Source organism: Massiliimicrobium timonense (genome assembly GCF_042850985.1).
In the GTDB taxonomy this organism is placed as follows: domain Bacteria; phylum Bacillota_I; class Bacilli_A; order Erysipelotrichales; family Coprobacillaceae; genus Allocoprobacillus.
On record NZ_AP031415.1, the window covers coordinates 877198 to 899622 of the forward strand.

The following is a 22425-nucleotide window of genomic DNA, read 5'->3' on the forward strand; positions in this document are numbered from 1 at the left end:
AAAACAAACTGCTTTGTTAGATGAGAAGCTGCTTTTCTTTCAATTTTTCATCATATTCAAGACCCTCCAGAAGCCAACTGAGCTGACGGGAAGTGATGGCTCTTGTCAATGATTCCTGCGATTCCTGGATTTTGAATTTTCCATGTTCAAGTCTCTTGATGAACAGCCAGAAGCCGTTGCTTTCATAATAGAGAATCTTGATGCGATTTCTTGATCGGTTGGTAAAGATAAAAAGGCTGTGATCAAGGACATTCATCTGGAATTGGGAATGCACAATGAGTGTCAGCCCATCTATCGACTTGCGCATATCCACGAAATGCGTTGAAACGTAGATATTCTTGACTTCATCAGTGTTGATGATCATTTGAGAGCACCAATGATTCTGTCAAGAAGTGCAGGATCAAATTCAATACAATGACCATCAATGGTCATTGATACATTGGGGTGGGCATCATCCACAACCTCGACAGGAACAAATAAATTACTTTGAAGTTCATCATTTTCCAGTCGTCTTTTTGACTTATAGAAAGAAGACACACAGATATTGTTCTGTCTGCAGAATTCCTTGACAGTCAAAGTGCTTTCCTTTTGACTATTTATGATTTTTTTCCAATCATATTGCATATAGTAAGTACCTCCTTTTTTATTGTACTTACATTTTAAATGAATATCCGCAGTCTTGTTAGTGCCTTTTCATTTGTCGCTTACCACATAATCGACCATATTTAAAAATATATACTTATTATACACAAGAGGATGCGAAAAAAGCCTTTATGAATGAAGAAAATCAATATACACATCATGGGAAAGATCATGAAGTTCAATATGTTTATTCATCTAAAGGATTTATGATTTTAGATCATACATCACTTATGAAGATGAAAAATGATCAAGATCTTATTGGAAAAAGATTAAGTCAAAAAGAAATCAAAGCATTGATGAAACAAATGGGTTACGTTGTTGATGAATAAAAAAATATAGAAAGCATACAATACATTGGTGATGATTATGGCTGTTTTATTGTCTTTTTTAGAGTTTTTAGTAGGAACACTTTTACATTTTCTTTATGATTTTTTTCCTTATCCTTTTATAGCTATTTTTTCAGCAACGAATGAAAGTGTTTTTGAACATTTAAAACTATTTGTTTACCCAATGTTATTAGGTTATTTATGGATTTATATTTTCAAGGATATTGATATCAAAAAATATATGAAAGCTATGTTTTATGGCCTTTTGAGTGGTTTACTCTCTTTGTTATTCATTTATTATTTTGTTCGTTATGGTTTAGGGATAGAGAGTCTTGTTTTTGATATTTTATTGTTGTTGACTTCAATCATTGTAGGAAATAGTCTATCTTATTATGTCTATTTCCATGTTGATACATCATCATGGATTATTTATGTTGTAGCTTTTGTTTTATTGATGATTTTACTTGTTTTAGGGACTTTTTATCCTTTGGATATACCGTTATTTCAAGAAGAAAAAGCAGTGGAAACACTGCTTCAGTCATTAATGGAATAATATAAAAAGAGCATATAATTCAATAAGAAAGCCTAGAATACGTCCAATTTGAATGCTTTTAAGATAACCCAATTTTTGATAAGTTTCAGGTGTACAAAAGGGAAATAAAATGAGTGTCATTCCAAGACATAACATGCCACATCCAGTTGTAATATTCTTTTGAAAAGGTAAAAGAGATAAAGCACTTGTGAATAAAAGAAGGTGGAGTCTGATAAATATGACTTCATTCATAAGAAAGAGATATAAAGAAAATAACACAAATTTATCGTAAGCGCAAAATGAAAAAGCCCTATTATCAATCAACGACATTGATTATAATTAGAGCTGTAATAAATTGACAATTTATATATGTATGATTTACAGGACACGACTAAAAGATCGTATCTCTACGATTTTTTAGTCAGATATGTATTATCAGGCAATTCTTTTGACCATGGCATATAATTATCAAGGGCTTCTTCATCATTGATATCTATTTCTGTCAATGATGACAAAAGATAGTTAAAATATTCATAGGGATTGAGATTGTTTAGCTTTGCAGTTTCTATAAGTGAATATAAGGCAGCGCTTGTCTGTGCTCCCTGAACCGTATTGGTAAACAGCCAGTTGCGTCTGCCTACACAGAATGGGCGTATCGCATTTTCTGCTCGGTTGTTTGATATCTCTATTCTCCCATCTTCAAGGTAGACTCTTAGTTTTTCTTCCTGGTTGATGCTGTATTTGAGTGCTTCACTTAACTTTGTTTTATCCACTGCAACTTTTGAACATTCCCTGACATCTTCAAAGAAATCATCAACCAGTGGTTTTGACTGAACCTGTCGAATTTGCCTGATTTCTTCATAGCTTCTGTCCGCGTTTTCCTTTTCAATTTGAAAAAGCTTGTTGATCTTATGAAAAAGCCTATAGCTGGCAGTTTGTTTGAGATCTACCCCAGCAGGCGCACTGTCTAGTGCTTCCTTATATTTTCTACGACAATGAGCCCAGCATCCCATGTGTGTAATGCCTTCAAGTTTCTCATAGGCCTGATAGCCATCCGTCTGAAGTATATGATGATAGCCTTCCAGATGCTTCTGGGCATGCTCGTGTCCTCTTGTATTTTCGTATATGAAAACAACTATCTGCTTCTCCTCGCTGCGTCCTGTCTTGTATACCCACATATAGGATTTTGTGGTTGCCTTTTGATGCGGTGCCTTTAAAACCTGAACAGACGTTTCATCTCCGTGCAGGTATTGACTTTTTAACAGAACCTTATGCATATGACTAGCGATTGTCCTGAAATATTCATCATGCAGTTTGATCATCCAGTTGGCCATCGTCTGTCTTGACAGCTTCAGCCCCATCTGATTGAACATGACTTCCTGTCTATACAGAGGCAGTGCTTTGTTGAACTTGTTATCAATGATATATGACAGAAGTGATGGCGATGCAAAGCTCTTGTATATGACCGGTTCCTTCATGGGTGCCTTGTATATTGGCGATTGAACAGCTTCCCTGTCACATCGATCGCACGTATAGACATATTGAATATGTTCAATGACTTCATATCGTGCAGGATGGTAGACAAGCTCCTTTCTTTTGTTTTCGCCTATCTTTCTAAGCAGTGCACCACATTCTGGGCAGCTTTTATTGTCAATATCATGAATGACCTTCTTTACTGGCAGTGATGAAATATCTATTCCTCTCTGTCTGCTTTTTCTTTTTCTTCTGTATGTGATTTCTTCAAGTTCCGGTTCCTGCTTGATTGGTGTGGATTCTAGTTCAATTTCATCAAAAAGAGAAATCTGATTAGGAAGAACAGTCTTTTCTGAAGATGAACCAAAAAGCTTCTTCTGCTGAAGCTTGATCTGCTGACTGTACCAGTTCAGCTGCTCAGTCAATGCTTCAATCTTTTTATCCTTTTCATTGATCATCTTGATCAGTTCTTCCTGACTTAGATTTCTCAAGTTCATGACATCTTCACACCCCACATTACATGATTTCAGCTGTTTCGTATTATACCATAAAACAAACTGCTTTGTTAGATGAGAAGCTGCTTTTCTTTCAATTTTTCATCATATTCAAGACCCTCCAGAAGCCAACTGAGCTGACGGGAAGTGATGGCTCTTGTCAATGATTCCTGCGATTCCTGGATTTTGAATTTTCCATGTTCAAGTCTCTTGATGAACAGCCAGAAGCCGTTGCTTTCATAATAGAGAATCTTGATGCGATTTCTTGATCGGTTGGTAAAGATAAAAAGGCTGTGATCAAGGACATTCATCTGGAATTGGGAATGCACAATGAGTGTCAGCCCATCTATCGACTTGCGCATATCCACGAAATGCGTTGAAACGTAGATATTCTTGACTTCATCAGTGTTGATGATCATTTGAGAGCACCAATGATTCTGTCAAGAAGTGCAGGATCAAATTCAATACAATGACCATCAATGGTCATTGATACATTGGGGTGGGCATCATCCACAACCTCGACAGGAACAAATAAATTACTTTGAAGTTCATCATTTTCCAGTCGTCTTTTTGACTTATAGAAAGAAGACACACAGATATTGTTCTGTCTGCAGAATTCCTTGACAGTCAAAGTGCTTTCCTTTTGACTATTTATGATTTTTTTCCAATCATATTGCATATAGTAAGTACCTCCTTTTTTATTGTACTTACATTTTAAATGAATATCCGCAGTCTTGTTAGTGCCTTTTCATTTGTCGCTTACAATTTATCTAAGTGCATAAAAAGAAGTGGTAGATTAAAAAGTCTACCACTATATCATAAAGTGCTTGATGTATCTAAGATAATGTTTTCAAATTCATTAAGAATTGTTTCAAAATAATGGAAAGCATCATCATATAACTGATCTTCTAATGGATTGACTAAAGCATCTTTTAAAAGATCAACAGGGTCTTTGCTGCCACCAGATTTTAAGAAGCGAAGATAAGCTTCTTTTTGTTTTTCATCACCATTTAATAAACGTGACACAATCGCTAATGCGACAGTCATACCAAGAGTATACTTATAAACATAATAATTATAATAGAAATGGGGAATATAATAACAAGAATAACCCACATATTCATCCATTGTGATTTCTGGCCCATAATACTCAGCATTCTTTTTGTCATACAAATCTGTTATCATTTGTGATGACATTGGTTTTCCTTCTTTAGCCCATGTGTGTAAAATATGTTCAAAATCAGCATACATAGGTTGTCTAAAAATTAAACCAACACAGTTTTCTAAAAGTTCATATAGGAAATAGGCTTTTTCTTGAGGTGATGAAGCATGTTCTAGCATATAGTTGATTAATAGTGTTTCATTCACTGTAGAAGCCACTTCCGCCACAAAGATACGATAATCACAATTGACAGGTGATTGATTGTGACATGATAAATAAGTATGTGCACTATGTCCTAATTCATGAATCATGGTAGAGAGTGAATTATAATCTCCAATAAAGTTCATTAGAATATAAGGATTTGTATCATAACATCCACTTGAATAAGCACCAATGCGTTTACCTGAGTGTGGATAATAATCTATCCATCTTTCTTCTTTGGCTTTTTTGATGATATTGACATAGTCTTCTCCAAAGATTTTAACAACATCTAAAATAATATCGAAACATTCATCAATTGTATATTTCTTTGTTTTGTATTGAACTAAAGGAATATTGAGATCGTAATTATACATTGTTTCTAATTTTAAAACTTTCTTTTTTAAAGCATTATAACGATGAAATAAAGGACGATATTGATTGTTTGCTTTATCTAAAATTTTAAAGAATAATGATGTTGGAACATTATCATCAAATAGACTGGCTTCTAATGGTCCATCGAATTTTTTCACATCTGCATAGAAAGCATCTTTTTTCATGACTCCAGAAAGTGTAGCAGCATAAACATTTTCAAATTTCTTATATTCTTTAAAGAAGTTATGATAAGCTTCTTTTCTGACTTCAGGGTTCTTATTTTTAAGAAATTCAGTTAAAGTTGCACTATTCAATGTTTTTTCTTGACCATCAATATGAACAGGGTCATAGTCTAGTCTTAAAGCATCAAAAACTTGTGATGATATATCTGCAATCGTAGATGTTTTTGATACCAATGTTTCTAATTCCTGTGATAAAACATGTTTCTTTTGACGTAAAATTTCTTGAATTGTATAACGATAATCACTTAATTGTTCGTCTTGTAAATACTGTGTCACTTTTTCACTGTTTTCAATCATCATGACAGTATAGAAATCTAATGATGAAGAAACTTGATCATAGAATGACAAAATTGCAGCATACATTGTCTGGTATTCTTGATTGTTTGGTTCAACATCACAATGAAGATGTGCAAAACAATGTAATTTCTGGATATAACGTGATAACATTGTTTCTTCTTGATGAAATTTTAAGAATTGATTCACATCTTTTAAGAATAAATCTTTTTGTTGTAGTAGTGAAGTGAGCAATTCTTTTGCTTTATCTAAATCTTTATAAAAATCTTGATGATGAGCATAAATAGGGGATAAATCCCATGTATATTGGATATCTATATTTTGACGTTCCATAATTTCCTCCTTTTCGATATACATCTATGATAGAATGAACGGATTGAAAAGTCAAACTGATAACTCAAAATAAAACATATCTTCAAATTTTTGATCTAAGGCAATACATAAAATTAAGGCAAGTTTTGCGGTAGGGTTAAATTGACCATTTTCAATGGAAGAAATAGTTTGTCTGGAAACACCAACAATCTGAGCTAATTCACTTTGAGAAAGTCCTTTTTCATTTCTCATTTCTCTTAAACGATTTTTAAAAATTAATTTTTTATTCATATTAAACTCCAACCATGATAGATATATATTGATAACCATTGATAAGACACAGAACAATTAAACTAAGACCGCATAAAAGATAGAGTTTATTTTTATCATACCATCCATGCATACTTAATGATAGTCCAGCCATTGGCATAATTAAAATGTAAATAGTATAGTACACTGCAGGAATTTCTTGAAATTCAAATGAAAAGAATATAAATGTAAAAGCCACAATCATAATAAAAGACATTCCTTTCAATAATGCTTTTCTTTGACATTGGATTTGTCTTTCATCTCTTTCGTGACGATATAAATCAAGAATTTTATTTTTATCCATATGTTTCACCCACCAAATTAATAACCAAAGATAATTTATAGAAAATATAAAGAGAATAAGAAAAATAAGTCCAATATATAAGTACTTAGATAAATGTAGATAATAGTAGTAAGCTAGAAAATATGATGAAAGAAAACTGAGTAGAAGAGTCGTTGTTGTATAAAAGATTTCTTGTTGAAAAGATGTAAAAAAGGATAATATCATTATTAAGAAACATAAAATGATAAAACTGATATTAAAATGGGAATTGTTTTTTGGTCAAGAAAAAAATCATATTCTTTATTTATTGTTTTTTGATTTTTTTTAAAATATCTTCTTTATTCATTCTATCACCTCTTCTTTATTTATTGTTTTTTGATTTTTTTTAAAATATCTTCTTTATTCATTCTATCACCTCTGACAAGTTTTCTTTACACTTTTATTTTAGAACATAAATGAAAGTGTGTCAGGAAAACTTGACATATTAAACAAATAAAAAACTCTATCTCATTAAGCGATAGAGTTTACTAATTTAGCTAATTTAGATTTTTGTCTACTAGCATAGTTTTTATGATGAATTCCTTTGCTGACAGAAGCATCTAATTTAGATGCAGCTACATTATATGCAGCAACTGCAGCTTCTTTATTTCCAGCTTCAACTTCAGCTCTTACATTTTTAATTGCTGTTTTTAAAGCACTTTTATAAGAATTGTTGATTAAACGTTTTTTGTTGTCGTTTTTATAACGTTTGATTTGTTGTTTCATGTTTGCCATTCTTTTTCACCTCGCTTTGACTTATGCTTTGTTATTCTATCAAAAATAGATGATAAATGCAATGTTTTATTGATAATTGATTAGATTTTTTTATTTTGGTAATGCTTATTATGGTGAGAATATGAACAAATATTATACACGCAGTGATTTAGCGATTGAATCATTAGCCTATGCAACAAAAGATAAGGATTATAAACATGATCAAAAAAAGGATGGAAATGTCACAATTGAAATCTTTGAGATTTTACAGACAAGTTCACTTTATCCTCATGATATTGGAAAATATATCGAAATTAGTTTTCCAGACTATCAAGAATATGAAACAGTGTCTAAACATTTTCAAAAACAGTTATCACAACTTATTAAGGATAAAGTCAAGAAAATTGATCCACTGATTTTATGGATAGGATTAGGTAATCCAACATTAACGAGTGATGCGATTGGACCACGAACATTACATCAAATACGTGCCACACATCATTATCCTATTGAAGAAAGGCATCGTCATCAATATTATGATACTATGTGTATTGCACCCGGAGTGATGGCACACACAGGAATGGAAACAGCTAATATTTTACTTTCTTTGATTGAAGAATTTCAACCTGATCTTGTGATTGCGATTGACGCTTTATGTGCACAAAGTTATGAAAAAATCTGTCGTGTCATTCAAATGAATAATGTGGGTATATATCCAGGAAGTGGAATTGGCAATCATCGTAAAAATATAAGTGAAGCCACAATGGGTATACCAGTTCTTGCGATTGGTGTACCAACAGTTATTCATGTTTCAAGTCTTGTCAGTGATGTTTATAATTTATTGGAGGGCTATTTTAAAGAGTCTTTAGACCCGTCTACAGCTTTAAAGGTAGGAAAAAGAAAAAGGTATGAGGGACGACTTAATGAAGTGCAAAGGCGTTTAATTTTAGGTGAGATAGGACAACTGAGTGAACAAAAGCGAATACAATTATTAAATGAAGTTTTAAATCCTATTGAAGATCAGTTTGTTATGAGTGATAAACAGATTGATTTTGATATTGAAATGTTAGCAAAACTATTATCAACAAGCATCAATGAGTTAACTTATTAGGAAATTCAAAATGAATTTCCTTTTTATGTACTAAAAAGAACTTTTTTTGCATATATTTCATTGTATAGTTAAAAGGAGGGAAGGATTCATGAATAAGAATATGAAAATTGTTTTAAAGCTGATTGTGGTGATTGTTATTTTATTGAATCTTCCTTTTCAAAATATTTATAGTGAGAGTGTCGAAAATGTTGTTTCATCATTAACAACAACAAATGTCAAAAAACAGCTTAATGGAAAATCAATTTATATTTATAATACGCATCAAGGTGAGAAATATGCGACAAAGTCGGTTAAGGAAGGGAGTCGTTATTTAATGCAATTATTGGAAAACAAAGGATATGAGGTAGATTATGAAACAACGGATTTTGAGTTGTATAAAACTAAAAATCATATAGATTATGCAAAATCATATACAGTATCACAAAAATATTTATCACAGGCTGTCAAGGAACATGGTGAATATGATTTGGTTATTGACTTTCATAGAGATTCTATTAAAAAAAGTTTATCTACTATAACAGTAGATAATAAAAGTTATGCTAAACTCATGTTTGTAGTAGGAAAAGGAAGTTCTCATTATAGTGAAGTTAATAAGCGTTGTGAAAAACTGGCTGATATGTTGAATGAAAAAATTCCTAAAATATGTCGAGGTGTTTATCTTAAACAAAGTCATTATAATCAAGGTGTCACTGATAATATGATGTTAATAGAAGTGGGAGCAAATGAAAACACATATGAAGAAGTACAAAACTCATTAAATATTTTAGCAATGGTTTTAGATGAATATTTGAGTGCATGAAACAGTTTTGGATTGATTTATGTTGTGTCTTACTTCTGATATGTGTCATCAGTCTGTTTTTTGGTGATCATCAAGTTTCGCAGACATTGTTTGAAAGAGAAATTCAGCAGTTTGAAGAAGATGTCGCTTCACAAAAAGAAATTCAATCACCGATGACTTTACAAGATACAAGCGATAATCAAATTTCTTCTTTAATGAAAACAACAAGTCAGTTTTGTGTCAATGTGATTGAATTTTTTGCCAAAATATTTTCTGATTTTATAAGTTTGTTTTTATTGAAAATAATTTATATTCTTTAATGGTTATAGATGGAATCCTTTATTTTGAATGAAAGGATTCTTTTTTTTATAAGGATATAAAAAAGTGTTTATTCTTGAAAGATAGAATTGCCAATAAACTCAGCTAAAATGGATATTTGAGGAACATCAACTTTGGCAGCTATAAAATAATCTAAGAGTTTATAAAGACGATGTGCTTCTATATATTCTTTTTCCTTTGGTGATACTTGTAATAATAATTTTTGAACAATAGGTTTTAAGATGGCTAATTCATAGACCATAGATGTATTAAAAATAACATCTGCCTGTTCCTGATAAGGGTAAATGTACTGTTCTTCACCTTTTTGAACATTTTTCCAGCGACGGATTGTTTCTGTCGCATCAGCATTTCTAAACTGATAATCTCTTGCTATACGGCGAATGAGGCGATAATCTGATGTCGGGATACGATTATGATTATCATAATTGAGATGAGTTAAAGCATTAATATATATTTTCATTTTCATATTTTCGGGAATATAGTATGACGTACGAGGATTCAGTCCATGAATGCCTTCGATAATAAGAATTTGACGTGGAGATAATACAGTAGGCTGCTGGTTGTATTCTCTTAATCCTGTTTGAAAATGATAATGTGGTAAGTAAACGGGTTTATGATGTATCAGTTGAAGCATTGTTTCATTGAATAATTTTAAATCTATAGCTTCAATGTTTTCAAAATCATAACTACCATCTAGGAGGCGTGGAGTCTGTGTTCTGTTTAAATAAAAATCGTCCATAGAAATTGTGATAGGATCCATTCCTAAGATTTTTAAATGAATACCTAAACGTTTAGAAAATGTTGTTTTACCAGCAGAGCTGGGACCAGCAATTAAAATCATTTTTAAATGTTCTTTTTCTTTCGCAATATATGATGCCAGTTCAGATAACTTCTTTTCAATCATCGCTTCTGACATTAACATGAGTTCATTGGTTTGACCATTCATAATCTTTTCATTCATTTTCGCAACATTAGCCACATCAATAAGTTTACCCCATTCTTCATATTCTTTCATGACTTGAAAGAGTTTATAATGTTGAAATGTGACATCATAACGTCCTAAGCGTAATCCTGGAGCAAAGAATTGAAGTGAAATATCGTGAAGATAAGAAGCATCTGGCAGCATGAAACCATAAAAATAGTCATAGATACCTTCCATTTCATAAATGCTGCATATATCTTTTGAACGATATTGTAATAAATCGGCTTTATCTTCTAAATGATTCTTTTTCAAAAAATCAATGGCTTGATTTTTTGGTAATATATGACGAGTTATTTTTGCTTTTTTATGAATGATTTCTAACATTTTTTGTTTGATCTTATTGACATCCTGTGGTGTCAAACTTTCATTTTTTTGAATAGAACAATATAATCCATCTTGAAATGTAAATTCAATATGTATATTTGCATTTTTAAAGAGGTGTTTGACTGCAACAATAAATACAAAAGTCAAAGTTCTTTCATAGATTTGTTTACCGATCATACTATCTTTTTTAACCCATTCAATGGATGCATTTTTTTCAATCCTATATGTGAGTTCACATAGTTTTCCATCAACAATTCCTGCATAAATTGACTGATTAGAATCATATGTTTTGATAATGTCTTCTAAACGCATGGGTTTTTCTATTTCAATCTGTTGATTTTGAATATTTAATAACATAGTTTCACTTCCTTATTCATATCTTAACATGTTTTGATATCTATTGACATCTTTCTTTTGATGGTTAATACGTTTATTTTCAATAGGGATGAATTATAGTTGATGATAAAATATATTTTCAATAAAACTATTTTTTTTGTATAATAGAATACGTTAGAAAAGAAGGAGGAAAAAAATATGTCAAAACCATTAATATTACAGACGGATTTTGGTTTAGTTGATGGAGCTGTCAGTGCTATGTATGGTGTTGCATTTAGTGTCGATGAGAATTTAAAGATATTTGATTTAACACATGATATACAACCTTATAATGTATGGGAAGCTTCTTATCGTTTGATTCAAACTGTGAATTATTGGAAAGAAGGGAGTGTTTTTGTTTCGGTTGTTGATCCTGGTGTTGGGTCTTCAAGAAGAAGCATTGCGGTTAAAACAAAAGGTGGACAATATGTGATTACACCTGATAATGGAACATTAACACATATTAAAAAAATAATTGGAATTGAAGAAGCAAGAGAAATTGATGAAACTAAAAATAGATTACCTCATTCAGGGGAAAGTTACACTTTTCATGGGAGAGATATTTATGCCTATACTTCTGCTAAGTTAGCAGCTGGTATTATTTCTTTTGAAGATATTGGTTCAAAAGTGGATGTGGCTTCTATTGTTGAGTTAATGACAATTCCAGCAACGATGGATCATGATATCATCAATGGAACGATTGATGTTTTAGATGTTCGTTTTGGTAGTCTATGGACAAATATTCCTAGAGAGATGTTTAAAAAGTTACATGTGTCTTTTGGTGAACGTGTTGAGATTTGTATTGAACATGAACATCGCATTGTTTATAAAAATATTTTAGTTTATGCAAAAAGCTTTGCTGATGTATCAACAGGAGAAACATTGTTATACACAAATAGTTTAGATCATATGGCAGTCGCTATTAATCAAGGAAGCTTTGCAAAAGCTTATAACATTGGGACGGGTATTCATTGGAAAATCAGCATTCGTCGTGCACCTAAAGTAATTTATGAATAACAATGAGGCTTGTTAGAGATAAATTTATTGACAAAAAAATGAGAAAGATTTACTATTTTGTTGTATTTTAAAAATAATTAAAAAGAGAGGGGCGTGTCTTATGAGTAAGAAGACAACTTTAGAAAAATTTATAGGTGTTTGGAATACAAAAACAATTGTAGGGGTTGCCATTGGAGCAGCATTATTTGGTGTATTGATGAATTTTGGTTCAATTAGAATCTTTACAAATACCAGTTTAACAACAGCTATGGTTGTTCCTGTTATTGTTGGAGGATTATTTGGACCACTTCCAGCTGCAGTTGCTGCGGGAGTAGGAAATGTAATTGCTGATTTAATCAGTGGTTCAGGTTTCTGGTTTGACTGGTCTATTGGAAATGCATTTTTAGGATTGTTTATTGGAGCACTTCCATTATATGGGGCATATATTGAAGATGGTATTTTTGAAGTCAAACATATGATTATTTATGCTATTCTTTGTGTGATTGGATGTGGTATTAGTTTTGGATTGGTGACACCATTCTTTACATATTTATGGTATGGTGGAGAATTAACAATTACTTTATATCAATCTGTTGTTGGGTCTATTTCTAATATTATTGTTTTATTGGTTATTGGTATTCCAGTTTTAAAAGTTTTAGCTAGTAGAAATTCTCGTGGTCGAAACTTAAAAGCTGAATAATGAAAAAACCTGTCATTGAATTTAAAGACTTTAGTTTTCGATATAAATCTCAAACTGAAGATACTTTAAAGCATATTAATCTAACGATTTATGAAGGAGAAAAAGTGTTGTTACTTGGACCAAGTGGTTGTGGGAAATCAACACTTGCTCATTGTATCAATGGATTAATTCCGTTTTCATATGATGGGGAATGTCAGGGATCTTGTAAAATTGCTAGTTTGGAAGTTGTTCAATCTAGCATTTTTCAGTTAAGTAGTCAAGTTGGAACAGTTTTACAGGATTCTGATGCTCAGTTCGTTGGATTGTCTGTTGGTGAAGATATTGCATATGCACTGGAAAATGAGAATATGCCACGAGAAGAAATGATTCCACGTGTATATCAATCAGCCAAAATGGTAGACATGCATGAATTCTTAAATCATGTTCCTTATGATTTAAGTGGTGGACAAAAACAGCGTGTTGCTTTAGCTGGTATCATGCATGATGATGTGAAAATATTACTGTTCGATGAACCTTTGGCGGCTTTAGACCCTATGATGGGAAATGATGCTATTGATTTGATTGACCGTATTTATAGAGAACAAAAGAAAACAGTTGTGATTATTGAGCATCGTTTAGAAGATGTTTTATATCGTCATGTTGATCGTGTCATTTTAATGCAGGAAGGAAAAATTATTGCTGATATGACACCTGATGAACTTTTATTAAGTCCATTGTTAAAAGAAAATGGTATTAGAGAACCTTTATATATTACAGCATTAAAAAATGCCGGATGTCAATTACAGCCTGGTCATATTAGTCATATCCAGGATATTGATCTTGAGCCTTATCGTCAACAGCTTATTGATGATTTTCATCAGTCAATACCATCAAAACCTCAAGAGCCACAAGATGTGATTATTGAGGTAAAAGATTTATCTTTTGCATATCAGTCTGATCATCAGATCCTTGACAATGTTTCTTTTGAGATAAGAAAAGGTGAAAAAATCGCCATTGTTGGAAAAAATGGTGCTGGTAAAAGTACAATCGCTAAATTATTATGTGGTATTTTAAGACCAACAAAGGGACAGATTTTGCTGAAAGGTCAAGATTATATGCAATATTCCATTAAAGAAATAGGTGGAATGATTGGATATGTAATGCAAAATCCTAATCAGATGATTGTCAAAGATATGATTAAAGATGAAGTGGCTTTAGGTTTGACATTGCATGATTACTCAAAAGAAGATATTGAAAAAAATGTTGAAGAAGCGTTGAAAATGTGTAATCTCTATGCGATGAGAAATTGGCCTGTTTCTGCTTTGAGTTATGGACAGAAAAAGCGTGTCACAATTGCTTCTATTCTGGCTATGAAACCTGGTGTTATGATTTTAGATGAACCAACAGCGGGACAGGATTATCGTGTTTATACGGAAATTATGACGTTTTTGGACCATTTAAATAAAGAATATGGAATCACAATATTATTCATTACGCATGATATGCATTTAGCAATTGAATATACAGACAGAGCGATTGTCTTTAGTGAAGGAACTTGCATTGGTGATGATAGTGTCTTTAAAATATTAAGTGATGAGGATATTATTCAAAGAGCTCATTTGAAACAGACATCTTTATTTACTCTAGCAAAACGCATAGGTCTTCCTTGTGATGCATTTACACAACATTTTATTGAACATGAAAGGATGAACCGTCATGAATAATTTTATCATTAATCTGATTCCCGGTAAAACTTTTTTACATCAGTTGTCCGGAACAACAAAAGTTCGTTTATTCTTTGTTCTCATTGTATATTTAATTATGTCATTTGATTTAAGATTAATTCTACCGGTTTTTATTTTAGGTATTATTGGATTGATTTCATTAAGACCTAAGTTAAAATCAGTACGATATATTATTATCTTTGTTGTTGTGATGAATTTGGTGAATATTCTTTTATATTATTTAGCGAATCCTCATTTAGGTATGCTTTATTTTGGTCATGAAACTATCTGGTTTCAATTTAATGATTATTATATTGTGACTTATGAAGAAGTCTGGTTTTTATTATCACGCTTTTTAAAAATGATTGCGTCTTTCTTGATTTCTTTAGATTTTATTTTAGCGATTACACCAAGTGAATTTGCAGCTGGCCTTTACTCATGCAAAGTTCCATATAAAATTTGTACAATTGTAGAAATGGCTTTTCGTTATATTCCTGATATTGCCAGAGATTATCAGAATATTAAAGTTTCTATGCAGGCAAGAGGAGTCGAATTGGATCCAAAGAAAACAGGACTACTGAAACGTATTAAACAAAATATTTTGATTTTAATCCCTTTAGTCATCACTTCTTTTGATCGTATTGGTAATATTTCTAATGCAATGGATCTAAGAGGGTTCGGTAAAGGAAAGAAACGTAGTTATTATGCAGAACATGAAGAAACACCAAATGATAAAAAAGTTAAAATTGTTTATATTTTATTAGGATTATTTGTTGTAGGATATATTATTGGGAGAATATTTTTTAATGTATCTGAAGTCTGGTATCCATTTTAACAAGGAGGAAGAAAATGAAACCATGTATTGTATGGCAAACTGATTTTAGTTTGGATTGGCCTTTTGTTGCGACAATGAAAGGTGTCTGTAAACAAGTAGATGCTTCTTTAGAATGTGTTGATAGCACACATACAATTGAAAAATTTAATGTTTTAGAAGCAAGTCAACAATTAAACTATGTAGAGCCATTTTGGCCAAAAGGAACAGTTTTTGTATCTGTTGTTGATCCAGGTGTAGGAACACCTAGAAAAGCCAGTGTCGCTTTATTAAAGGATGGCAATTATGTCATTACACCAGATAATGGGACTTTAACACATGTTTATTATAATGTTGGAATTGAAGCTATCAGGGAAATTGATGAAACAAAGAACCGTTATCAGGGAACAGAGAATGTATCTGTTTTTCATGGAAGAGATTTATTTGCCTACACAGCCGCAAAACTTGCCAGTGGACAAATCACATTTGAAGAAGTGGGGGAAAGTTATTCTCTTGATGATATTGTTTTATTGGATTATGAATATTTAAAAGCTGATGTGAAAAATGAAGATATTCAAGGTATTGTTTCTAATGTTTCTGATCCATTTGGAAGTATTGTTTTTAATGTTTTGACTGAAGATTTTAATCGTGTTGGTTATCATGAAGGAGATTATATTCATGTTGTTTTAGAAAATGAACAAGGTATTTATTTTGATGAAACGGTTCCTTATGCGAAATCCTTTGGATTTGTTGATATAGGAAAACCAGTGATTTTCAATTCTTCATCAAATTATATCTCTTTGGGATTAAATCAAGGAAGTTTTAAAGATGCTTATCATGTCAAAGCTGGTCTTCAATGGAAAGTTCAATTTCATAAAGTTGATTAATAAAAATAAATTTTAAAGCTGCATTCTGAGATTTGTTGATAAAGGAATGCAGTTTTCTTATGTCTATGATTATTTGAATTTGTTGTTTCATCATAAGCTATTATGTATAATATGGTCTTGTCAAAATGTTTTGACAAGGTCAAAAACAGGATGTCAAAGAAATTAGATAGAATGAAAAGTCTCAATGGATTATTATGAAGTTGTCAAGGAGGGAATTGAATGCAAGTTGGAAATCAAATTAAAAAATATCGTGATCAATTACATTTATCACAGGAACAGTTAGCTGAGAAAATTTATGTAACGCGACAGACAATATCAAATTGGGAAACAAATAAAAGTTATCCAGATATTCATAGTTTGGTTTTATTAAGTCAGATTTTCAATGTCTCTATTGATCAATTAGTGAAAGGAGATTTAGAAATGATGAAATATCAAATTGAAAAAGAAGAAGTGAATAAGTTCAATAAAAATGCTGTTATTTATGGAGCTTTATTACTTATCGCTGTTTTATCACTTGTCCCATTATGGACTTATTTACAAGCTGCAGGTATCTTTATTTGGATACTGATTTATGGAGTTGCTATTTATTATGCATTTCAATTAGAAAAGCAAAAGAAGAAATATGATATTCATACCTATAAAGAAATCCTGGCATTTACGGAAGGAAAAACATTAGATGAAATTCAAAAAAATCAGGAAATAGGGAAAAGACATTATCAAACATTTCTGATTGTTATTGGAGTTGCAGTGGCATCATTCTTCATCACTTATATGATTGCATATCTTTTGCAAATTTAAAAAGACCAAAAGGTCTTTTTTGTTATAGGCTTTAATTTTCATGAATATAAATTTGACTAACAACACTATTAACTCTTTATTTTACTTTTCATTTCTTATAGATAATTATCATATCTATAAGAAATGAAAAATAGATTTCAAAAATCAAGAATTGGAGTATAATGTTCTTATGTGAATGAAAAAGGATGTGATAATCTTATGGTATTAATGAAAGGAAGACCGATAGATATAGAGAATAGATTAAAAAAAGAAATCAGGGTTTATGACTTATTAGATTCTCTTTCTATAGAATATATGCGTATTGATCATGAGAGTGCTATGACCATGGAAGACTGTGTGAAAATTGAAGAGGAATTAGATGCAGCAATATGCAAAAATTTATTTTTAGTCAATTCTAACAAGAGTCAATATTATTTGTTGATGTTATTAGGACATAAAAAGTTTAAAACAAAAGATATATCAAAACAGATTCATAGTTCAAGGTTAAGCTTTGCGAGTGATGATAAAATGCTTGAATATCTTGATATAACGCCTGGCTCAGTGAGTGTCATAGGATTAATCAATGATACGGATTGTCATGTACAGCTCATTGTAGATGAGGATATTCTCAAAGAGGAATATATTGGTTTCCATCCTTGTATCAATACAACAAGTATGAAAATAAAGACAAAAGATTTATTTGAGAAAGTCTTGCCTTCTATTAAGCATGATTATTATATCATTCAATGTTAAAAGATGTTGTGAAAAAATGAGGAAGATAGAGTTTTTATTTATCTTTCTCATTTTTTATTGATATAATATTACCTATGAATATGTGCTATATTTTAACAACAAATATGATATTCTTTTTATTTATTTCCTTGATTTTTATTGGCATATTTTCTTGAGTCTTTTTGTTAAAAAAAGGGCCACTGCCATTTTTATAAAATCGGGTATAATAAATGGGATGACACACCACTCTAGAACTGTAGAAATCTCAACAAGTCCAGATTGTTGAGTATAGATCATCATAAACCATGCTGTTCCAAATGCATAACATACAAAAAGACCAGCAATCATAGAAAGAATGAAAACGATTTGATTTCTTCCAAATATTGCTTCTATTCTCCACATAAGTATTGCTGAAAATAAAAAGCCTATAATATAACCATCCGTTGTGCCAAAAATAATACCAATACCACCGGAAAATCCTGAAAATACAGGAATACCAACTGCTCCTAAAAGAATATAAGTCAATACAGCTAAAGTTCCTTTTTGACCACCTAAAATACCAATCGCAGTAAAGATGCCCATCGTTTGTAAGGTAAATGGAACAGTTGCAGGAATAGTTATCCATGAACAAATTGATATCATCGCAGCGAATATACCTATATAGACAATATCACTTGTTTTGTTTTTTGAGATTACTTTTGTCATAATATATACCACCTGTTCTTAATGTTATAGCTATCATAACAGATGTTAATATAATTGTAAACTGTAATTTATATTTTGATTTACAATTATATGCTATATGATATGTTATATACCATTCATCAATGATAAAAATCATGTCTTATTGACAAATAATATGAGAAAATATTGAAAAATTATCATTTTATATAATAAAAAATATTGAAAAGTCATTGCTTTATAGATATAAAAATATTGAAAAGTCATAAAATAAGCTATATAATTTTATTGAAAAGTTTATTATCATGAAATTTATTTCTATTTAAAATATGGAGGAGAGATATGTTATATAGGAAAATAAGTCAAGTTATTGAAGAACATTTATTATCAGAGAATTCAAAGATATTACTCGTAGATGGAGCACGTCAAGTCGGGAAAACATATATTATTCGTTATGTAGGGAAAAAATTATTTAAAAATTTTATTGAAATTAATATGATTGAAGACTCAATAAGTAATAGATTATATGAAAATGTAAAATCTGTAGAAGATTTCTATTTACAAGTAAGTATGACAGATGGAAACAAAATGAGTCAAAAAGAAGAGACTCTTATATTTATTGACGAAATTCAAGCATATCCACATTTTTTAACATTATTAAAATTTCTGGCACAAGATAATAGATTTACATATATAGCCAGCGGATCATTACTTGGAGTTACTTTATCTCAAACAACTTCTATTCCTATGGGAAGTATTAAAAGAATTCATATGTATCCTTTAGATTTTGAGGAATTCTTATATGCCAATGGGATGAATCAATTTGTTATTGAATCAATGCAAAATAAATTTAAAAATTTAGAATCATTAGATGAATCAGTGCATCAAAAAATAATGGATTTATTTAAAAAATATTTGTTAGTTGGTGGCTTGCCAGATGCTGTAAATTCATATATAGAAAACAAAAATATTCAGGAGGTACGTCAAATACAAAATGAAATTCATGAATATTATGCAGCAGATGCTTCTAAATATGGCCAAGAAAACAAATTGAAAATACGACGTATATATGACATGATTCCATCAAATATGGAGAATAAAAAGAAACGTATGATTATAAAGAATATAGAGAATAAAAAAGGAAAAACATTTAATGACTATGTTGATGAATTTGAATATTTAATAAGTTCTGGTATTGCTTTAGCTGTACAGGCAATATCTAATCCATCTTTTCCGTTAATAGAATCGATGGGAAAGAATCTGCTCAAGCTTTATTTTAATGATGTTGGTATATTTACAAGTATTCTTTATGGACCTAATATAAGAGCAGTATTAGATAATGAAAAAAGTATAAACTTAGGATCAGTTTATGAAAATGTTGTTGCCAGTGAGCTTATTGCTCATGGTTCGAGATTATATTATTATGATAATCGTTCAAAAGGGGAAGTAGATTTCTTGTATGATGATTATGATAGCTTATCTGCTGTTCCTATTGAAGTGAAATCTGGAAAAGATTATACAGTTCATAGTGCTCTTAATAATTTATTGAAAAATGAAAGTTATCATATTCAAAAGGTATATGTTTTATCTAACGAAAGACAAATAAAGGTTAAAGGTAAAATTATTTATCTACCAATATATTTTATAATGTTCTTTTAGAATAAAATAGGGTCATTAGATTATTTATGATTTATTTAACAGATTTGATTCTGAATTATTGTTGAATATCAATTATTTATAAGGTTTTAAAAATTAAATTTAGGAGATGAATTAAATGAAGAAAAGTATGAAAATATTTGCAACAAAAGAAGATTTACAAAACATATTTTTAACTTTTCAACAAAATTTTACAGTATATTATGTTCCTACTTATTCTCAACAGAAAAATATTCGAATCAATAACATATTAAATATTTCTAGCTTTGGAATCAATACAACTGGAAGGAAAATAGGAAATAATCAGTTTTTGATATTCTATCAAGGATGTGTCTGTCACTGGAAAAAAATAAAAGTTAGCCATACAAATACAGAAAGATATTCTACATTAACTGAAGAAAATCTAGAAAATACTTTTATTGATTTGGGTGGACTATACAAGGATTCTATACTCTTTCCAACTGAAATTTCAACTATACATTATGAAAATGAATTATCTAATCAACTTTTTAATGACCTTAAAAAGATAGTTCGTAAAAACACCACAATAACAAAAAATGGTTATAGTATTTGCCATCATGCATATCAACAAAGAGAACAATATCGTTTTTGTACCATAAATGTTAAGTCTCCAAGAGAATATGATTTGATTATTGAATAATATGTATTTATTTTTTAGATGATGTCAAAGAATTTTTACATAAATTTTTCTTTTTGTAAAAGATGTTTGATAGAAAGATTTATATTATTTTGATAAACTCGTAAGTGAAGGAGGGTGGGGATAATGAGAATAGCCGATCAAATAAAAAGTGCTCGCATACAAAAAGAATATACACAAGAGCAATCAGCAGAAAATCTTATGGTTTCCAGACAGACTATTTCTAATTGGGAAACTGATATCCCGACTTTCTAAAGATTCCGATATCGGAATTCAAAGAGGCACAAATATGCCGGACATAAGTATTTTGATTAATTTGGCTGAGTTCTATAATGTGAGTATCCCTGAAATTATTGATGGAGGAAGGAAGAGCGAGAAAATGAATGAAGAAGTCAAAGAAACAGTATTAAAGTTATCGGATTATGCGGAAACAATAAATCAAAAAATAAAGATAAAATTATTTTGGTTAACGATTGCTGCTTTGTTAGGAATGATAGCGTTTTTAGTAATTGAAACATTAGGTTTGAATACACCAGACAGTTTATACGAATATATAGCAAGTGCAGGGCTGGGTTTGGACTTTGGTATGTTAATTGTGATTACAATGTACTTGTCGGGTGTTCTTGGAAAGATAAAAGCAAGACGAATGAAGCTTAAGAATATTCACTAGATATAAAAGTTTGATAATTAAGATGCGGATTCATTTTTTTATCTTGAATATAAATGTTTATTTGTATATTTTTTAGCTCATTTATGATGAAATTATTGGTAATCATATGTTTATGATTAAAAAAAGAACAAGAAATGAATTGTCATAAAGCAATGATTTCGTGTTCTAGTATTGTTATGAGAAAATTATTTTATTTTCAAATTATTTATAAAAATTGGGAATGTAAACTTGCTAAAATACCTTCTGTGATAGTAATAGTGATGATTTGTAATATTTCTTCTTTTGATGTTTGTGGGCTTTCTAGATGCCACCATTTTATAGCAACTAAGATGTTTGAAGCAATAATTTTTGAAAAATAATTAGCAATTTTGATTTGAGAATCACTAATGTGATAATGATAAATAAGTTCGTTTAATAAATAATGACTATAGATTGTCAGCATTTCATCAAAAATATTTATGGGTAAATCATTATTGTATAACACTATAAAAATATCTTTATGTTTATTAAAATAATCTAATAATGAACTAAAATATGGTTTAAAATCATTCTCTTTTTTTAAATGAAGAGTAATAAATTGGCAATGAATATTTTTTTTAAATTGCTTGATGAGTTCTTCAACTATTTTATAAATTAAATCGTATTTGTCTTCATAATTTCTATAAAAAGTAGAACGATTGATTTGACATTCATTAATTAATAGTTTAATGGTAATGTCTTGGAATTTATAGCGTTCTAATAAATTGATAAAATGTGATTCAATATTTTCTTTTGTTTTGATGTTTCTTAAATCTTTACTCATTTTTTCCTCTCTAATGCAACATTCATTATGAAAAAGTTGCATATGCAA

The 22425-nt window shown here is 30.4% G+C and carries 29 protein-coding genes; 16 read left to right on the forward strand and 13 right to left on the reverse strand.

Annotated features, from left to right (window positions below; all coding sequences use genetic code 11):
• Positions 1–16: 16 nt before the first annotated feature.
• Positions 17–364 carry an IS66 family insertion sequence element accessory protein TnpB gene (tnpB, locus tag ACGHJ8_RS04580; protein WP_129737345.1) on the reverse strand — a complete coding sequence of 116 codons (348 nt, stop codon included), beginning with the start codon at positions 362–364 and terminating at the stop codon, positions 17–19.
• Positions 361–624 carry an IS66 family insertion sequence element accessory protein TnpA gene (tnpA, locus tag ACGHJ8_RS04585; protein WP_390539564.1) on the reverse strand — a complete coding sequence of 88 codons (264 nt, stop codon included), beginning with the start codon at positions 622–624 and terminating at the stop codon, positions 361–363. The genes tnpB (ACGHJ8_RS04580) and tnpA (ACGHJ8_RS04585) overlap by 4 nt, the downstream gene beginning before the upstream one ends.
• A 149-nt stretch (positions 625–773) precedes the next feature.
• On the opposite strand from tnpA (ACGHJ8_RS04585), the gene ACGHJ8_RS04590 reads away from it, so the two are divergent.
• Together ACGHJ8_RS04590 and ACGHJ8_RS04595 are read left to right on the forward strand one after the other, a co-directional pair.
• Positions 774–971 carry a hypothetical protein gene (locus tag ACGHJ8_RS04590; RefSeq protein ID WP_390541957.1) on the forward strand — a complete coding sequence of 66 codons (198 nt, stop codon included), beginning with the start codon at positions 774–776 and terminating at the stop codon, positions 969–971.
• A gap of 37 nt (positions 972–1008) precedes the next feature.
• Entirely contained in the window at positions 1009–1521 is a 513-nt protein-coding gene (locus tag ACGHJ8_RS04595) for a DUF6512 family protein (protein WP_390541959.1), read from the forward strand.
• On the opposite strand, the gene ACGHJ8_RS04600 is transcribed toward ACGHJ8_RS04595, so the two are convergent.
• The 8 genes from ACGHJ8_RS04600 to rpsT all read right to left on the reverse strand — a co-directional run bounded on the left by ACGHJ8_RS04600 (position 1510) and on the right by rpsT (position 7416).
• Positions 1510–1752 carry a hypothetical protein gene (locus ACGHJ8_RS04600; RefSeq protein WP_390541961.1) on the reverse strand — a complete coding sequence of 81 codons (243 nt, stop codon included), beginning with the start codon at positions 1750–1752 and terminating at the stop codon, positions 1510–1512. The genes ACGHJ8_RS04595 and ACGHJ8_RS04600 overlap by 12 nt on opposite strands.
• Positions 1753–1907: 155 nt before the next feature.
• A complete protein-coding gene (gene tnpC, locus ACGHJ8_RS04605) occupies positions 1908–3470 on the reverse strand; it encodes an IS66 family transposase (RefSeq protein ID WP_390539562.1) in 1563 nt (520 codons plus the stop codon).
• 68 nt (positions 3471–3538) lie between these two features.
• A complete protein-coding gene (gene tnpB / locus ACGHJ8_RS04610; RefSeq protein WP_129737345.1) occupies positions 3539–3886 on the reverse strand; it encodes an IS66 family insertion sequence element accessory protein TnpB in 348 nt (115 codons plus the stop codon).
• The gene (gene tnpA, locus ACGHJ8_RS04615) at positions 3883–4146 is read right to left on the reverse strand and encodes an IS66 family insertion sequence element accessory protein TnpA (RefSeq protein ID WP_390539564.1); all 264 of its coding nucleotides are present in this window, start codon (positions 4144–4146) and stop codon (positions 3883–3885) included. The genes tnpB (ACGHJ8_RS04610) and tnpA (ACGHJ8_RS04615) overlap by 4 nt, the downstream gene beginning before the upstream one ends.
• A 137-nt stretch (positions 4147–4283) precedes the next feature.
• A complete protein-coding gene (gene pepF, locus ACGHJ8_RS04620; protein ID WP_390541963.1) occupies positions 4284–6071 on the reverse strand; it encodes an oligoendopeptidase F in 1788 nt (595 codons plus the stop codon).
• A gap of 51 nt (positions 6072–6122) precedes the next feature.
• The gene (locus ACGHJ8_RS04625; RefSeq protein WP_390541965.1) at positions 6123–6341 is read right to left on the reverse strand and encodes a helix-turn-helix transcriptional regulator; all 219 of its coding nucleotides are present in this window, start codon (positions 6339–6341) and stop codon (positions 6123–6125) included.
• A 1-nt stretch (position 6342) separates the two neighbouring features.
• The gene (locus ACGHJ8_RS04630) at positions 6343–6663 is read right to left on the reverse strand and encodes a DUF6442 family protein (RefSeq protein WP_390541967.1); all 321 of its coding nucleotides are present in this window, start codon (positions 6661–6663) and stop codon (positions 6343–6345) included.
• A gap of 489 nt (positions 6664–7152) precedes the next feature.
• Positions 7153–7416, reverse strand: coding sequence for a 30S ribosomal protein S20 (rpsT, locus tag ACGHJ8_RS04635; protein WP_087358107.1), 264 nt, complete (start codon positions 7414–7416; stop codon positions 7153–7155).
• A 76-nt stretch (positions 7417–7492) separates the two neighbouring features.
• On the opposite strand from rpsT, the gene gpr reads away from it, so the two are divergent.
• From gpr to ACGHJ8_RS04650, 3 genes are all read left to right on the forward strand, one after another.
• On the forward strand, positions 7493–8506 hold the full coding sequence (gpr, locus tag ACGHJ8_RS04640; RefSeq protein ID WP_390541969.1) for a GPR endopeptidase: 1014 nt from the start codon (positions 7493–7495) through the stop codon (positions 8504–8506).
• A gap of 88 nt (positions 8507–8594) precedes the next feature.
• Complete coding sequence (gene spoIIP / locus ACGHJ8_RS04645; protein WP_087358109.1) at positions 8595–9305, forward strand: stage II sporulation protein P; 711 nt, start codon at positions 8595–8597, stop codon at positions 9303–9305.
• A complete protein-coding gene (locus tag ACGHJ8_RS04650) occupies positions 9302–9604 on the forward strand; it encodes a hypothetical protein (protein WP_087358110.1) in 303 nt (100 codons plus the stop codon). The genes spoIIP and ACGHJ8_RS04650 overlap by 4 nt, the downstream gene beginning before the upstream one ends.
• A gap of 68 nt (positions 9605–9672) precedes the next feature.
• Here the strand turns inward: ACGHJ8_RS04650 and ACGHJ8_RS04655 are convergent, their stop codons facing one another.
• Positions 9673–11286 carry a nucleoside kinase gene (locus ACGHJ8_RS04655; protein ID WP_087358111.1) on the reverse strand — a complete coding sequence of 538 codons (1614 nt, stop codon included), beginning with the start codon at positions 11284–11286 and terminating at the stop codon, positions 9673–9675.
• Positions 11287–11463: 177 nt separating this feature from the next.
• Here ACGHJ8_RS04655 and ACGHJ8_RS04660 point away from each other — a divergent pair, with 177 nt between their 5' ends.
• From ACGHJ8_RS04660 to ACGHJ8_RS04690, 7 genes are all read left to right on the forward strand, one after another.
• Positions 11464–12321 (forward strand): S-adenosyl-l-methionine hydroxide adenosyltransferase family protein, encoded by an 858-nt coding sequence (locus ACGHJ8_RS04660; RefSeq protein ID WP_211965095.1) that lies wholly within the window; start codon positions 11464–11466, stop codon positions 12319–12321.
• A gap of 100 nt (positions 12322–12421) precedes the next feature.
• The gene (locus ACGHJ8_RS04665; protein WP_087358113.1) at positions 12422–13000 is read left to right on the forward strand and encodes an ECF-type riboflavin transporter substrate-binding protein; all 579 of its coding nucleotides are present in this window, start codon (positions 12422–12424) and stop codon (positions 12998–13000) included.
• Positions 13000–14703 (forward strand): ABC transporter ATP-binding protein, encoded by a 1704-nt coding sequence (locus tag ACGHJ8_RS04670; protein WP_390541973.1) that lies wholly within the window; start codon positions 13000–13002, stop codon positions 14701–14703. The genes ACGHJ8_RS04665 and ACGHJ8_RS04670 overlap by 1 nt, the downstream gene beginning before the upstream one ends.
• Positions 14696–15538 carry an energy-coupling factor transporter transmembrane protein EcfT gene (locus ACGHJ8_RS04675; RefSeq protein ID WP_087358115.1) on the forward strand — a complete coding sequence of 281 codons (843 nt, stop codon included), beginning with the start codon at positions 14696–14698 and terminating at the stop codon, positions 15536–15538. Before ACGHJ8_RS04670 ends, ACGHJ8_RS04675 begins: the two co-directional genes overlap by 8 nt.
• A gap of 14 nt (positions 15539–15552) precedes the next feature.
• Positions 15553–16401, forward strand: a complete 849-nt coding sequence (locus ACGHJ8_RS04680; protein WP_211965093.1) for an S-adenosyl-l-methionine hydroxide adenosyltransferase family protein — start codon at positions 15553–15555, stop codon at positions 16399–16401.
• A 219-nt stretch (positions 16402–16620) separates the two neighbouring features.
• Positions 16621–17199, forward strand: a complete 579-nt coding sequence (locus ACGHJ8_RS04685) for a helix-turn-helix domain-containing protein (RefSeq protein ID WP_211965092.1) — start codon at positions 16621–16623, stop codon at positions 17197–17199.
• A 198-nt stretch (positions 17200–17397) separates the two neighbouring features.
• Positions 17398–17931 (forward strand): prolyl-tRNA synthetase associated domain-containing protein, encoded by a 534-nt coding sequence (locus tag ACGHJ8_RS04690; RefSeq protein WP_211965424.1) that lies wholly within the window; start codon positions 17398–17400, stop codon positions 17929–17931.
• Positions 17932–18066: 135 nt separating this feature from the next.
• Here the strand turns inward: ACGHJ8_RS04690 and ACGHJ8_RS04695 are convergent, their stop codons facing one another.
• A complete protein-coding gene (locus ACGHJ8_RS04695; RefSeq protein ID WP_211965091.1) occupies positions 18067–18615 on the reverse strand; it encodes a biotin transporter BioY in 549 nt (182 codons plus the stop codon).
• 318 nt (positions 18616–18933) lie between these two features.
• Here ACGHJ8_RS04695 and ACGHJ8_RS04700 point away from each other — a divergent pair, with 318 nt between their 5' ends.
• From ACGHJ8_RS04700 to ACGHJ8_RS04715, 4 genes are all read left to right on the forward strand, one after another.
• A complete protein-coding gene (locus ACGHJ8_RS04700) occupies positions 18934–20250 on the forward strand; it encodes an ATP-binding protein (RefSeq protein ID WP_211965090.1) in 1317 nt (438 codons plus the stop codon).
• 115 nt (positions 20251–20365) lie between these two features.
• Positions 20366–20908, forward strand: a complete 543-nt coding sequence (locus ACGHJ8_RS04705) for a hypothetical protein (protein ID WP_211965088.1) — start codon at positions 20366–20368, stop codon at positions 20906–20908.
• A gap of 123 nt (positions 20909–21031) precedes the next feature.
• Positions 21032–21160 carry a helix-turn-helix transcriptional regulator gene (locus tag ACGHJ8_RS04710; protein ID WP_211965086.1) on the forward strand — a complete coding sequence of 43 codons (129 nt, stop codon included), beginning with the start codon at positions 21032–21034 and terminating at the stop codon, positions 21158–21160.
• A 124-nt stretch (positions 21161–21284) separates the two neighbouring features.
• A complete protein-coding gene (locus tag ACGHJ8_RS04715; RefSeq protein WP_390541977.1) occupies positions 21285–21575 on the forward strand; it encodes a hypothetical protein in 291 nt (96 codons plus the stop codon).
• 205 nt (positions 21576–21780) lie between these two features.
• On the opposite strand, the gene ACGHJ8_RS04720 is transcribed toward ACGHJ8_RS04715, so the two are convergent.
• A complete protein-coding gene (locus ACGHJ8_RS04720; protein ID WP_390541979.1) occupies positions 21781–22419 on the reverse strand; it encodes a TetR/AcrR family transcriptional regulator in 639 nt (212 codons plus the stop codon).
• Positions 22420–22425: the final 6 nt, after the last annotated feature.